This window comes from Nocardia sp. FDAARGOS_372 (genome assembly GCF_002554515.1).
GTDB lineage: Bacteria > Actinomycetota > Actinomycetes > Mycobacteriales > Mycobacteriaceae > Nocardia > Nocardia farcinica.
The window spans coordinates 1,065,605-1,079,115 of record NZ_PDDW01000001.1 but is presented as its reverse complement, the minus strand read 5'-3'; the positions used below and the strand labels follow the sequence as shown (position 1 = coordinate 1,079,115).

The 13,511-nt window shown below is 71.6% G+C and carries 13 protein-coding genes; 9 read left to right on the top strand and 4 right to left on the bottom strand.

The window, feature by feature from the left end; genetic code table 11:
* Nucleotides 1–159: 159 nt before the first annotated feature.
* On the bottom strand, nucleotides 160–2,340 hold the full coding sequence (locus CRM89_RS05505) for a malate synthase G (RefSeq protein WP_060591644.1): 2,181 nt from the start codon (nucleotides 2,338–2,340) through the stop codon (nucleotides 160–162).
* A gap of 199 nt (nucleotides 2,341–2,539) precedes the next feature.
* On the opposite strand from CRM89_RS05505, the gene CRM89_RS05500 reads away from it, so the two are divergent.
* Genes CRM89_RS05500 through CRM89_RS05485 form a run of 4 tightly spaced genes read left to right on the top strand, consistent with a single transcriptional unit; the run spans nucleotide 2,540 to nucleotide 6,294 of the window.
* Nucleotides 2,540–3,280 carry an SDR family NAD(P)-dependent oxidoreductase gene (locus CRM89_RS05500; RefSeq protein WP_041560938.1) on the top strand — a complete coding sequence of 247 codons (741 nt, stop codon included), beginning with the start codon at nucleotides 2,540–2,542 and terminating at the stop codon, nucleotides 3,278–3,280.
* Between the two features lie 34 nt (nucleotides 3,281–3,314).
* Complete coding sequence (locus CRM89_RS05495) at nucleotides 3,315–4,364, top strand: zinc-binding dehydrogenase (protein WP_060591646.1); 1,050 nt, start codon at nucleotides 3,315–3,317, stop codon at nucleotides 4,362–4,364.
* Nucleotides 4,361–4,999 (top strand): TetR/AcrR family transcriptional regulator, encoded by a 639-nt coding sequence (locus CRM89_RS05490; RefSeq protein WP_098086882.1) that lies wholly within the window; start codon nucleotides 4,361–4,363, stop codon nucleotides 4,997–4,999. Before CRM89_RS05495 ends, CRM89_RS05490 begins: the two co-directional genes overlap by 4 nt.
* 2 nt (nucleotides 5,000–5,001) lie before the next feature.
* Nucleotides 5,002–6,294 (top strand): acyl-CoA dehydrogenase family protein, encoded by a 1,293-nt coding sequence (locus CRM89_RS05485; protein ID WP_098083389.1) that lies wholly within the window; start codon nucleotides 5,002–5,004, stop codon nucleotides 6,292–6,294.
* Between the two features lie 25 nt (nucleotides 6,295–6,319).
* On the opposite strand, the gene CRM89_RS05480 is transcribed toward CRM89_RS05485, so the two are convergent.
* Nucleotides 6,320–7,009: a winged helix-turn-helix transcriptional regulator gene (locus CRM89_RS05480; protein ID WP_098083388.1), complete on the bottom strand. Its 690-nt coding sequence runs from the start codon at nucleotides 7,007–7,009 to the stop codon at nucleotides 6,320–6,322.
* A gap of 87 nt (nucleotides 7,010–7,096) precedes the next feature.
* Between CRM89_RS05480 and CRM89_RS05475 the strand changes: the two genes are divergently transcribed.
* The 5 genes from CRM89_RS05475 (at nucleotide 7,097) to CRM89_RS05455 (ending at nucleotide 11,152) form a co-directional block, all read left to right on the top strand.
* On the top strand, nucleotides 7,097–8,227 hold the full coding sequence (locus tag CRM89_RS05475) for an acyl-CoA dehydrogenase family protein (protein ID WP_098083387.1): 1,131 nt from the start codon (nucleotides 7,097–7,099) through the stop codon (nucleotides 8,225–8,227).
* 109 nt (nucleotides 8,228–8,336) lie between these two features.
* The gene (locus CRM89_RS05470; RefSeq protein ID WP_098083386.1) at nucleotides 8,337–8,528 is read left to right on the top strand and encodes a hypothetical protein; all 192 of its coding nucleotides are present in this window, start codon (nucleotides 8,337–8,339) and stop codon (nucleotides 8,526–8,528) included.
* Between the two features lie 50 nt (nucleotides 8,529–8,578).
* On the top strand, nucleotides 8,579–9,112 hold the full coding sequence (locus CRM89_RS05465) for an HNH endonuclease (RefSeq protein WP_098083385.1): 534 nt from the start codon (nucleotides 8,579–8,581) through the stop codon (nucleotides 9,110–9,112).
* Nucleotides 9,113–9,150: 38 nt separating this feature from the next.
* A complete protein-coding gene (locus CRM89_RS05460) occupies nucleotides 9,151–9,423 on the top strand; it encodes a WhiB family transcriptional regulator (RefSeq protein WP_011209027.1) in 273 nt (90 codons plus the stop codon).
* Nucleotides 9,424–9,547: 124 nt separating this feature from the next.
* Nucleotides 9,548–11,152, top strand: coding sequence for a VWA domain-containing protein (locus CRM89_RS05455; protein ID WP_229434995.1), 1,605 nt, complete (start codon nucleotides 9,548–9,550; stop codon nucleotides 11,150–11,152).
* 14 nt (nucleotides 11,153–11,166) lie between these two features.
* Here CRM89_RS05455 and CRM89_RS05450 read toward each other — a convergent pair whose 3' ends face one another.
* Both CRM89_RS05450 and CRM89_RS05445 read right to left on the bottom strand, forming a co-directional pair.
* Nucleotides 11,167–12,006 (bottom strand): virginiamycin B lyase, encoded by an 840-nt coding sequence (locus CRM89_RS05450; protein ID WP_098083383.1) that lies wholly within the window; start codon nucleotides 12,004–12,006, stop codon nucleotides 11,167–11,169.
* Nucleotides 11,999–13,474, bottom strand: coding sequence for an ABC-F family ATP-binding cassette domain-containing protein (locus tag CRM89_RS05445; protein ID WP_371392049.1), 1,476 nt, complete (start codon nucleotides 13,472–13,474; stop codon nucleotides 11,999–12,001). The genes CRM89_RS05450 and CRM89_RS05445 overlap by 8 nt, the downstream gene beginning before the upstream one ends.
* Nucleotides 13,475–13,511 lie beyond the last annotated feature (37 nt).

Sequence of the window (13,511 nt, the reverse complement as noted above, 5' to 3'; positions counted from 1 at the left end):
ATCAGCGGCAGGTCACAGCGGGGGGAATCCCGCGGAGCCGGTGGCCATCCAATTCCAGAAGGCCGCGGCACGATTGGTGACCAAGGCGACGATGTCGAGAACGACGCTTCCCATGAATACCTAACCTCTCGATTGCAGTGCGTGGCCCAGGGTAGCGGCTCACACCCGCGAGAGCGCCTTGGCCTCACGGCGGCGGCGGTGCAGGATGGGCTCGGTGTAGCCGTTGGGCTGCTTGGTGCCCTCCAGGATCAGTTCCTTGGCCGCCTGGAAGGCGATGCTGCCGTCGAAGTCCGGCGCCATCGGGCGGTAGTTCGGGTCGCCGGCGTTCTGCCGGTCCACCACCGGGGCCATCCGCTCCAGGCTGGCCACCACCTCGTCGGCGGTGACGATGCCGTGGCGCAGCCAGTTGGCCATCAGCTGGCTGGAGATGCGCAGGGTGGCGCGGTCCTCCATGAGGGCGACGTCCTTGATGTCGGGCACCTTGGAGCAGCCGACGCCCTGGTCGATCCAGCGCACCACGTAGCCGAGGATGGACTGGGAGTTGTTGTCCAGCTCCTGGCGGATCTCCTCCGGCGACCAGTTCGGGTTCGCCGCCAGCGGGATCTCCAGGATCTCGTCGACGCTCGCGCGCCGCCCGCCCTTGGCGATCTCGGCCTGCCGCTTGAACACGTCCACCAGGTGGTAGTGGGTGGCGTGCAGGGTCGCGGCGGTCGGCGAGGGCACCCAGGCGGTGTTGGCGCCCGACTTCGGGTGGCCGATCTTCTGGGCGAGCATGTCGGCCATCAGGTCGGGCATGGCCCACATGCCCTTGCCGATCTGGGCCTTGCCGGGCAGGCCGGTGGCCAGGCCGGTGTCGACGTTCCAGTCCTCGTAGGAGGCGATCCACTGCTGGGACTTCATGTCGGCCTTGCGGACCATCGGCCCGGCCTCCATCGAGGTGTGGATCTCGTCGCCGGTGCGATCGAGGAAGCCGGTGTTGATGAAGACCACGCGCTCCTTGGCGGCCTCGATGCAGGCCTTCAGGTTCACCGTGGTGCGGCGCTCCTCGTCCATGATGCCGACCTTGAGGGTGTTGCGGGCCAGGCCGAGCACGTCCTCGATGCGACCGAACAGCTCGTTGGTGAACGCCACCTCGTCGGGGCCGTGCATCTTCGGCTTGACGATGTAGACCGAGCCGGTGCGGCTGTTCTTCAGCTCGACGTCCTCGCGCAGCGAGTGCTTGGCGATGAGCGAGGTGATCAGGCCGTCCATGATGCCCTCGGGCACCTCGTTGCCCTGCGCGTCGAGGATGGCGTCGGAGGTCATCAGGTGGCCGACGTTGCGCACGAACAGCAGCGAGCGGCCGTGCAGGCGCAGCTCGGACCCGTCGAGCGCGGTGTAGACGCGGTCGGGGTTCATGGTGCGGGTGAAGGTCTTGCCGCCCTTGCTGACCTCTTCGGCCAGCGTGCCCTGCATCAGGCCGAGCCAGTTGTGGTAGCAGAGCACCTTGTCCTCGGCGTCGACCGCGGCGACCGAGTCCTCGAAGTCCATGATGGTGGTGACGGCGGACTCGAGCACGATGTCCTTGATGCCCGCGGTGTCGGTGCTGCCGATCGGCGACTCGGGATCGATCTGGATGTCGATGTGCAAGCCGTTGTGCTTCAACAGGATCGAGGTCGGCTTGGCCGGATCGCCCTGGTAGCCCACCAGTTGCGAGGCGTCGGCGAGGCCGATGGTGGTGCCGTCCTCCAGCCCGACCTCGAGCTCACCGTCGACGATCGCGTACGAGGTGGAGCCGATGTGCGAGCCGGTGATCAGGGTGACCGCGTCGTCGAGGAAGTTGCGCGCCCACTCGATGACCTTGTCGCCGCGGACCTTGTTGTAGCCGGTGCCCTTCTCCGCGCCGTTGTCCTCGGGGATGGCGTCGGTGCCGTAGAGGGCGTCGTAGAGCGAGCCCCAGCGCGCGTTGGCGGCGTTGATCGCGAAGCGCGCGTTCATCACCGGCACAACCAGCTGCGGGCCCGCGGTCTCGGCGATCTCGCTGTCGACGTTCTGGGTGGTGATCTGGAAATCGGCGGGTTCGGGCCGCAGGTAACCGATCTCGGTGAGGAAGTTCTTGTAGGCGGCCTTGTCGTAGTTCGCGCCCGGGTGCTCCGCGTGCCAGGCGTCGAGCTTGCCCTGGATCTCGTCGCGTTCGGCCAGCAGGGCGCGGTTGCGCGGAGCCAGATCGGTGATCACCTGCTCCGCACCCGCCCAGAACGCGGCGGAATCTACGCCGGAGCCGGGCAGTGCCTCGTTCTCGATGAAGTCGTGGAGAACCTTGGCCACCTGGAGCCCGCCGACCTGAATCCGCTCTGTCATCTACTGCCTCATTTCCGAGAAGCCGGGTGGGAAAGGACGGCATTCATATTACCCACCGGTAGTGGGCCCCTTTCCGTGGGCCGAGGGCGTAGCTGCGGGTTGGCCGGGCGGCGCCCCTTGCCCGGCACCGCGGCGGCCCTTAATGTACTGATCGGAACATTTCGGCCGGAACCCCGTTTCCCCGACGCAAGGAGTGCTGGTGTCGCTCACGGACAAGGTCGTCCTGGTCACCGGAGGCAGTCGCGGCCTCGGCAAGCAGATGGTGCTGGCCTTCGCCGCGGCGGGCGCGGACGTGGTGATCGCCAGCCGCAAGTTCGACGGCTGCGCCGCGCTGGCCGAGCAGGTGCGCGAGCAGCACGGGCGGCGCGCGCTCCCGGTGGCGGCCAACGTCAGCGACTGGGCGCAGTGCGACGCGCTGGCCGAGGCCGCCTACGCCGAGTTCGGCCGGGTGGACGTGCTGGTGAACAACGCGGGCCTCTCGCCGCTGTACCCGAGCCTGGACCAGGTGAGCGAGGCGTTGTTCGACAAGGTGATCGGGGTGAATCTCAAGGGTCCGTTCCGGCTCTCGGCCCTGATCGGCGCGCGGATGGCCGCGGGCGCGGGCGGCAGCATCATCAACATCTCCTCCATCGAGGCGGCCCGGCCGGAACCGCTCGCCGTGCCCTACGCCGCCGCCAAGGCCGGGCTCAACGCCCTCACCGCGGGCCTGGCGCAGACCTTCGGCCCGACGGTGCGGGTCAACACCATCCAGTGCGGCCCGTTCGCCACCGACATCTCGGCCGCCTGGCCGGACGAGCTGCGCGCCGAACTGGCCCGGCACACCGCGCTCGGCCGGGTCGGCGAACCGCACGAGATCATCGGCGCCGCATTGTTCTTCGCCACCGAGGCGTCCTCGTTCGCCTCCGGAGCCACCCTCGCCCTCGACGGTGGCTGGCGATGAGGGGCCACGGCACCGAGGCGAACGGCGGCACGGCGTGAAAGCACTGACCTACGCGGGGCCGCAAGCGATTTCGTGCACCGAGGTGGACGTTCCGGCCCTGCCCGGCCCGGACGGCGCGATCGTGCGCGTGACGGCGGCCGGGATCTGCGGCAGCGATCTGCACATCTACGGGGGTCACGGCTTCACCCCGGGCACCGGGTACGGCGTCGGGCACGAGGCGGTCGGGCAGGTCGTGGAGCTCGGGCCGCAGGCGCACGGGTTGTCGGTCGGCGACCGGGTGCTGGTGCCCGCCTCCGCGGGCTGCGACCGGTGCGGGAACTGCCGGGCCGGCGTCGTGGCGGCGTGTGCGCGGCAGCCGCTGCCGGTGGACGCGTGCTACGGGCTGGGCGGGGCACTGGCCGGTGCGCAGGCGCAGCTGCTGGCGGTGCCGCACGCCGGCGGCAACCTGGTCCGGTTGCCGGACGCGATCGGTGACGAGGCGGCGGTCGTGCTCACCGACAACGCCCCCACCGCCTGGTACGGCGCCCGGCGCGCACGGATCGCCCCGGGCGACACGGTGGTGGTGATCGGTCTCGGTCCGGTCGGGCTGATGGCCGTGCAGGCCGCGTTCGTGATGGGGGCGGCCCGGGTGCTCGGCGTCGACCTGGTCGCCGACCGGCGCGCCCGCGCCGCCGCACTCGGCGCGGAACCGGTCGAGGGCGACGATCCCAAGCAGGCCGTGCGCGAGATGCTCGGCGGCGGCGCCGACGTCGCGTTGGAGGCCGTGGGCGCCGACGCCACCATCGCGCTGGCGACCGCCGTGGTCGGCCACCGTGGCCGGGTCGCCGTCGTGGGCGTCAGCCAGAACCGGGCGTTCCCGTTCCATCTGCCGCTCGCGCAGGTCAAGGAACTCGAGTTCCACATCGGCCTGTGCTCGGTGCAGTACGAACTTCCCGCCCTGCTGAGTCTCACGGCCGCGGGCAGGCTACGCCCCGAGGTGGTGGTGTCGCACCGGCTGCCGATGTCGGCCGGGGCGCGGGCCTACCGGATGTTCGCCGACCGCGCCGACGACGTGTGCAAGGTCGTGCTCGACCCGTGGCGATGAGCGAGCAGACGCGCACCCGCCGCCGCGGCAGGCCACCCGCCTCGGCGGCCGGCGCCGCCGACACCCGTGAGCGCATCGTGCGCGCCGCGGTGGAGCTGTTCGCGGAGAAGGGTTTCCACGGCACCGGCGTCGCCGAGATCGGCGACCGCGCCGACGTGCAACGCGGGGCGCTGTACTACCACATCGGCTCCAAGGAAGAGCTGCTGTGGCAGATCCTGCACGGCTACACCGCGCTGATGCTCGCCGACGCCGAACGCATCACCGACGGCGACGACGACCCGGTGGCGAAACTGCGCAAGCTGATCCGCAGCCACGTCGTCCTGATCATCCGGCACCGCCGCGAGGTCGCCATCCAGCTGCGCGATGTCGGCGCCCTGACCGGCGAGCGGGCCGCGCAACTCCAGGAACTGCGCGACCGCATCCAGGCACACTGGCAGCGGGTGTTCGACGCCGGCCACGCCGCCGGTCTGCTGCGCACCGCCGACCACGTGGTCACCAACAGCGTGCTCGGCATGCTCAACACCGTCACCCTCTGGTATCGCCCGCACGGCGGACGCACCCCCGCCGAGATCGCCGACATCCTCGCCGCCACCGTCCTCGACGGTGTCGTCACCATCTCCCACACGAAAGGCTGACCATGGCTTGGGATTTCGAAACCGACCCGGAGTTCCAGCAGAAGCTGGACTGGGCCGCCGAGTTCGTCCGCACCGACGTCGAGCCCCTCGACCTGATCTACCCGAATCCCTACGACCGCTCCGACACCGCGGCCATGGCGCTGGTGCGGCCCCTGCAGGAGAAGGTGAAGGAGCAGGGGCTGTGGGCCTGCCACCTCGGCCCCGAGCTCGGCGGTCCCGGCTACGGCCAGATGAAGCTGGCCCTGCTCAACGAGGTGCTCGGCACGTCGGTATGGGCGCCGTCGGTATTCGGTTGTCAGGCGCCGGATTCCGGCAACGCCGAGATCCTCGCCCACTACGGGACCCCCGAGCAGAAGGCGAAGTACCTGCAGCCGCTGCTCGACGGCGAGATCGGCTCCTGCTACGTGATGACCGAACCGACCGGCGGCTCGGATCCCACCCTGTTCAAGACCCGCGCGGTGCGCGACGGCGACCACTGGGTCATCAACGGCGAGAAGTGGTTCAACTCCAACGCCGAGTTCGCGAGCTTCCACATCGTCATGGTGGTCACCGACCCCGACGTCAGCCCGTACCAGGGCATGTCGATGTTCATCGTGCCCGCCGGCACGCCCGGACTGGAGATCGTCAAGAACTTCCACGTCCCCGGGTTCAGCGAGCACGAGGGACACCTGCGCTTCACCGACGTGCGGGTGCCCGCCGACCACCTGCTCGGCGCGGAGGGCCAGGGCTTCGTCGTCGCCCAGACCCGCCTCGGCGGCGGCCGGGTGCACCACGCCATGCGCACGGTGGCGTTGGTGCGCAAGGCCTTCGACATGATGTGCGAGCGCGCGGTCTCCCGGGAGATGCGCAACGGCCGCCCGCTGGCGGCCTTGCAGATGACCCAGGAGCGCATCGCCGACAGCTGGATCGAGATGGAGCAGTTCCGCCTGCTGGTGCTGCGCACCGCCTGGCGTATCGACAAGGAGCAGGACTACCTGAAGGTGCGCAAGGACATCGCCGCCATCAAGGTCGCGATGCCCAAGGTCATGCACGACATCGCCCAGCGTGCCCTGCACCTGCACGGTGCCATCGGCGTGAGCACCGACCTGCCGTTCGTGGACATGCTCACCTACGCCGAGGTGATGGGCCTGGCCGACGGGCCGACCGAGGTGCACAAGATCACCCTCGCCAAGGAGGTGCTGAAGAACTACGCGCCCGGCGACCCGGTGTACCCGAGCGGGTACCGTCCGGCGCTGCGCGAGCAGGCGCGCGAATACCTCGCCGAGCGCCTCGAGCACGTCGTCGGCAACCTGTGAGGCCGGCGCGCCCGGGGCCTCCGGCTCACGCGGTCTCCGCCATCCGCAGTGGAGTGGCCGAGTACGGGGCCACCGGGCTCAGCCGCAGGATGGTCGACATGCGACGGGTGAGCGCGGGCGGGCCGAGGAACTCCAGGCGGCCGGTGCGCTGCGCGTGCCCGATCGGGAGGCGGCCCAGCCACACCTGGTAGAGCGAGGCCACATCGGACCGGATGGTGACGTCGACCGGGAAGCCCGGATCGGTCACGCACACCGACGGCGCGCCGCGGTCGACGACGATCCAGTAGCGCCGCGCGTCGTCGGTGAAGCGCACCGCGAACACCTGCCGCAGCCCCGGCAGTCCGGTGGTGTCGAGCCGGGTGTGCATCCACCACACCAGCAGGTCGGCGTCGAGTTCGGCCGGGTCGGGTGCGCCGAAACTCCAGCTCGCGCCCCACTCGGCGAGCCCGAACAGCACCGGCTCGAGATCCAGGCCCGCCTGGGTCGGCACGTACCGGAGGCCGACCTTCTCGACCAGGCCGGCCCGCTCGAACTGGCGCAGCCGCTTGGCGAGCAGGCTGCGGGACAGGCCGGGCAGGCCGCGGGACAGGTCGTTGAAGCGGGTGCTGCCCAGCAGCAGATCCCGCAGGATCAACAGCGACCAGCGCTCGCCGAGCAGATCCAGGGCGCGCGCGATCGGACAGTACTGGCCGTAGGCTGCGGTCGGGCTCGGCATCGGCTCACCTCGGAGGTCGTGATTCGGGACCGGGACGGTCCATTTCCTGGACTATCCGGTTATCGCGCCGATTCCTAGCTTCGAAACATGACTACTTTCGCCGCTCCCGAGACCACCGTGAACTGGATCGATCGCGCCCGCGCGGTCGGTGCGACGCTGCGCCCCGAGGTCGCCGACCGCGACCGCACCGGCGTCATCTCCCCCACCGCCGTCGACACACTGCGCGAGCACGGCCTGACCGCCGCGGGCGTGCCGGTCGAATTCGGCGGGGGCGGGGCCACCCACGCCGAGATCGGCGCGATACTGCGCGAACTCGGCCGCCACGACCCGAGCACCGCGGTCGCCTTCGCCATGCACTGCCACCTCGTCGCCGCCCAGGTGTGGCGGCACAAGCACGGCGCCGACGCCTCCGGGGTGCTCGGCAAGGTGGGGGCCGGGGCGATCCTGGTGAGCACCGGCGCCTCGGACTGGGTGGCCTCCAACGGCCGGGCCGAGCGGGTCGAGGGCGGCTATCGCGTGTCCGCCCGCAAGGCACCGGCCAGCGGGTGCGAGGTCGGCACCATCCTGGTGACCAGCATCCGGTGGGACGCTCCGGACGGCGCGCGGGTGCTGCACTGCGCGGTACCGCTGAACGCGCCGGGCGTGCGGATCGAACAGACCTGGGACACCCTGGGCCTGCGCGCCACCGGATCGCACACCGTCGTGCTCGAGGACGTGTTCGTCCCCGATGCCGCGGTGTCGCTGATCCGCCCGGCCGACGTGTGGCCGCCGCTGCTCAACATCGTGATGGGCGCGGCCATGCCGCTCATCACCGCCGCCTACCTGGGCATCGCCGACGGTGCGGTGGACACCGCACTCGCTCTCGTGCGCGGACGCACCGACGATCACGTGATCGCACTGACCGGTGAGATGGCCAACGCCCACACCACCGCCGCCGACCTGGTGGACGCGATGTTCGCCGCCTCCGACGACCTGGGCTTCGACAACACCGACGCGCACGCCGCGGCGATCCTGAGCCGCAAGACCGTGGCGGGCGACCAGTTGGTGACCACCGTCCGGCTGGCGATGGAGACCGTCGGCGGGCTCGGCTACTCGCGGTCCTGCGACATCGAGCGTCGTTACCGCGACGTGCACGGCATCCTCTTCCATCCGCTCCCCCGCGCCAAACAGCTGCGGTTCACCGGCAACGTGCTGCTCGGACACGGCCCGTTGGGCTGACACCCGACCGGCGCGAACGCCTCGCCCCCGCACCGGGGCGAGGCGTTCGTCGTGCGTCGGCCCGACCGCGGAAAAAATGAGCCGACAGAGCCGTATGCCCTGTGCCACCATGGCATTCCACGATGTCGCGCGCCCGGCCGGACCGGCCGCGACCACCAGGACCGGGAAGGGGGTGACCATGCGTTCGTATCCATCGAATCCGACGGATCTGCCGTCGCCGCAGGGGATGTCGAGCGAACGCCGCGCGGTCGCCCGCCGTGTCCCCGGCGTGCCCGGCATCGCCGGACAACACGGCGCCTGAGCCGCGTCCCGCCGCCCTTCCCACTTTCCCCACGAAACATGGTGAGCCCCATGCTGCCCGCTGCCGTCCCCGAGGTGACCGCCGACAACTGGATACACACCCGCGTACTCGTGCTCAACGCCTCCTACGAGGCGCTGACCGAGGTCACCGCGGACCGGGCCGTGGTGCTGCTGATCGGCGGGATCGCCGAGTCGATCGCCGACCGCGAGCCCTATCTGCCGATCCGGTCGCAGCGACTCGAGATCGCGCTGCCGCAGACCATCCGGCTGCGGCACTACGTGTTCCTCGAGCACGCCGCGGTGGTGCACGACGACAGCCGCGCCACCCTGGCCGGTGTGCTGCGCCGCGACGGCAACCGGTGCGGGTACTGCGCCGACTGGGCGCACACCGTCGACCACATCCGCCCGCGCAGCCGGGGCGGCCCCAACACCTGGGACAACCTCGTCGCCTGCTGCGCGCCCTGCAACACCCGCAAGGCCGACCGCACCCCGGAGGAGGCGGGCATGCGGCTGCTGTGGCAGCCCAAGGCGCCCGACCACTTCGGCAAGCGCCAGCGGCGCATCTGGAAGCAGTTGTCCGCGTGAGGACTTCACGCGAATCCGCACGGAGAGGAGCGAACACGATGACCGTCCGAACCCTACCGAGCGCGGCGCAGCGGGCGCTCACCGAGCTGCTGCCGCTCTCCGACGCGCGAGGCTGGCACCGCGCCGCCTGCCGCGGCGATCCCAACCACGACGCGTGGTTCCCGTACCCGTCGGAGGACTTCGACTACGCCCGCGCCATCTGCGCGGGCTGCCCGATCCGGGTGGCCTGCGGCGAGTTCGCGGCCGAGACCGGACAGTCCGGGGTGTGGGGCGGGTCGGAGTTCGATCGCGGCCGCCTGGTGCGCGAGTGACCGGGTAACCGGGATCGCTCCCTCGCGGGGCCTGCCCGAGCGGGTGACCATACACTGTTGCCCCGTGGGCACTCATCGCAGCGGAACCCGATCCCGGGGCGTCAGCAAAGGTCCGGTTATCGCAGTGGTTGCCGTTCTGCTGCTGGTCGCGGCGGTCTTCGCGTGGTTCCAGTTCCGGGACCGGGCGGCCGAGCGCGACAGCGCGGCCGCGGCCGACTGTGTCGAAGGGTCGGCGACGGTCTCCGTCACGGTCGACCCCGGGATCGAGGCGCCGGTGCGTGCCATCGCGGAGAAGTACAACGCCACCGATCCGCAGGTGCGCGACCACTGCGTGACGGTGACCGTCACCGCGCAACCCTCGGCGGCGGTCGTCGAGGCCTTCCGCGCGGGTGGCCCGTGGAACAGCACGCTGGGACCGCAACCGGCACTGTGGATTCCGGACTCCTCGCGCTCGGTCGAGGCGATGCGGGTGCCGGGGCTGGTCGCCGGTGAGCCGTCGCCGATCGCCGCCACGCCCGTCGCGCTCGCGGTGCCGGAGCCGCTGCGCGCCGCACTGGCGCAGGCGAACGTCGCGTGGGCGGATCTGCCTCGGCTGCAACAGGGTTCGCTCGACGAACTCGGGCTGTCCGGGTGGGGCGGGCTGCGGCTGGCGCTGCCCGAGGGGGACGCCGCCCTGGCGGTCGCGACCTCCGTCGCGGCGGCGGTCGCGGGCGAGGAACCGTTGACCGAGTCCGGCGCCGCGTCCGGGCAGGCGGTCGCCGCCGTCTCCGGGCTGGCCGTCGGTGCGCCCGACGCCGGGGACACCGCGGCCGCGCTGGCCGCCGCCGGAGGCGGGAACGCACCCGTGCACGCGGTGGCCGCAACCGAACAGCAAATCGCGGCGCACCCGCAGCTCACCGCGTTCCGGCCCGCCGGGACCACACCGGTCGCCGACCACCCGGCCGCGCTGCTGTCCGGCCCGTGGGTGGACCAGACCCAGAACCTGGCCGCGGGCATGTTCGTCGACTACCTGCGCCACCCCGACCAGGCCGCGTTCTTCACCACCGCCGGATTCACCGCCACCCCCGCACCGACCGGCGCGGGCGCGGACCGGGCGGCCTTGGAGACGGTGCGCGCCACCCTCGCCAACCCGGTCCTCGGCGTCCATGCCACCGTGCTGGTGGACGTCTCCGCCAGCATGGCCACCACCGAGGGCTCGACCACCCGCCTGGCCAACACCCTGGGCGCGCTGCGCTCGACCATGACCGTCATGCCGCCCGACTTCGGTCTCGGCGTGTGGACCTTCGGCAAGAACCTCGACGGCAACCGGCCCTACGAGGTCCAGGCCCCCACCGGCCTGCTCACCGACGCCCAGCGCGCCGCCGTCGACCAGGCGCTGTCCTCGGTGCGCGCCACCGACACCCGCCCCGACCAGGCCTACCCGACGCTGCTGGCGGCCTACCGCCAGGCCGTGCAGAACCACCAGGCGGGCCGCACCAACACCGTCCTGCTCGTCACCGACGGCCCCGACGACGACTCCGCGGTCACCGGGCCGCAGCTGCTCGCCGATCTCGCCGCCGCCGCCGACCCCGCCCGCCCGGTCCGCATCGACGTCATCGTGGTGGGCGGCGCGGGCACCGACACCCTGCAGACCGCCGCCGAACGCACCGGCGGCACCTACACCACGGTGCCCACCTCGAACGACCTGGCCTTCGGCACCGCGATGGCGCAGGCGCTGACGACGACCTAGGCCGGCCGGCGCCGTCAGGGACGGACGTGCACCAGCGCGCCGGACTCCATCGCCACCCACAGCGTCCCGTCCGGCGCCACGGTCAGTCCGTGCGGTTCGGTGCCGGGCAACGCCAGCTCGGTGATCTCGCCGTCGGCGGTGCGGCGGCCGAGGCGCGCGGCGGCCCACTCGGTGAACCACACCGTGCCGTCCGGGGCGACCACCACCGCGTGCGGGCGCGCGTCGCGGTCCGGCAGCGGATGTTCGGTGACGGTCCCGTCCCGGTCGACGTGCCCGAGCTGACCGGCGAGCAGTTCGACGAACCAGGCGCCGTCGGCGGCCGGGGCGAGGCCGACCGGTCCGGCCCCGGCGGTGGGCAGGGCGGTGGTGCGCACCTGCCCGTCCGGGGTGATGCGGGCGACGGCGTTGCCCTGGTTGAGGGTGACGAACACCGTCCCGTCCGCGGCCTCGGCGATCATCGACGGCATTCCCTCGACCGCGTACCGGGTCGCGGTGCCGTCGGGTGCCCGGTGGACCACGCCGCCCGCGGACAGTTCGGTGTACCAGAGCCCGCCGTCGCCCGCCCGGCACAGCCCGTAGGGCGACTCGGCGGCCAGGAAGGACAGGGCGCCGTTCGCCTCCACGCGGCCGATCCGGTTTCCGCGGAACTCGGTGAACCACGCGCCGTCCCCCTCGGCCACGATCACCGTGGGCGAGCCGTCCGCGGGTTCGAGCGCGACGGTCTCGACCGTGCCGTCGACCAGCCGGCCCACGGCGCCGCGGGCCGCGAGGGTGAACCACAGCGTGCCCGTCTCGTCCACGGTCACCCCGTACGGGCCACCGTCGACGTCGACCACCTCGAGGATCTCAGGCAAACTCCCACACTCCCTTCTGCACCCCGCGGAAGCGGCGCCGCAGCCCACGATCGTGGGTGACGACGACGACCGCGCCGCGGTACTCGGCCAGCGCCTGTTCCAGCTCCTCGACCAACCGGAGCGACAGGTGGTTGGTCGGCTCGTCGAGCAACAGCAGGTCGTGCTCGCCGGCGAGCAGCCTGGCCAGCGCCAGCCTGCGCCGCTGCCCCTCCGACAACGCCCCCACCCGCACATCCAGCGTTTCGGCCGCGAACAGGCCGGTGGCCAGCAGCGCCGCCCGCCCGCGTCCGTAGGCGGCGAGCACGGTCTGCTCGGGATCGAACGTCTCCTCCTGGCGCAGATAGCCGACCCGGCCCGGCGCCGTGGCGTAGAGCCGGTCCAGCAGCGTCGACTTGCCCGCGCCGTTGGGACCGTGGATCAGCAGCCGATCCCGCGGGCCCAGGGTCAGCACGCCGAGATCGAACGACTTCGGCTGCGCGGCACGGAATCCCGCGCGGAACCGCAGGGGCTCCGGCGGCCGCGGCACCGGGTCGGCCTCGAGGCGGCGCACCTTCTCCGCGGCCTGGCGCACCCGCGAGGACACCGAGCTCTGCACCCGCCCGGCATTGCGGTCGTAGGCCATCTTGTTGTTGTCACGCATGGCCCGGCCCACCGCCACGCGGTGCGCGGTGTCGCGGGAGAACTCGCGCAATCGCTCGATCTCGGCGCACCAGCGGGCGTACTCCTGCTCCCAGCGCTGCCGCGCCGCCGCCTGCTCGGCCAGGAATCCGGAATAGCCGCCGCCGAACCGGGTGACGCCGCCGTCGGCCACCTCCACGATCGCGGTGGCCACGCGATCCAGGAACACCCGGTCGTGCGAGACCACCACGACCGTGCCGCGATGGCCGCGCAGCCGCTCTTCCAGCCAGGTCAGCGCGGCGTCGTCGAGGTGGTTGGTCGGCTCGTCCAACAGCAGGATCTCCGGGGAGGCGGCCAGCAGGCAGGCCAGTGCCAACCGGGCCCGCTCCCCACCGGAGAGCGCCGTCAGTGCGCGGTCGCGGTCGAGGTGTCCCAGGCCGAGCCCGTGCAGCGCCTGGTCGACCCGGAGGTCGGCCTCGTACCCGTCCCGCGCCTCGAACGCGGTGAGCAGTTCGCCGTAGGCGGCCATGTCCTGGGCTTCGGCGGCGATCTCCATCCGCCGGGCGAGTTCGCGCACGTCCGCGAGCGCGGCATCGATGGCGGCGCCGACGGTCTCGGCGTCGAGCGTCTGCGCGAGGTGCCCGACGCCGCCGGGCGCGGAGCAGACGACCTCGCCGTCGTCGGGCGCCTCGAGCCCGGCCATGATCCGCACCAGGGTGGACTTGCCGGAGCCGTTCTCCCCGACGATGCCCACCCGCTCGCCGGGCCGGATCGACAGGGACACTCCGTCGAGCACGACCCGGGCGCCGTAGGACTTCTCGATGGTCCGCAAAGACAGCTGAGTGGTCAGGTGGTTCTCCAATCGCTACGTGTGTAGCTTTAAGATA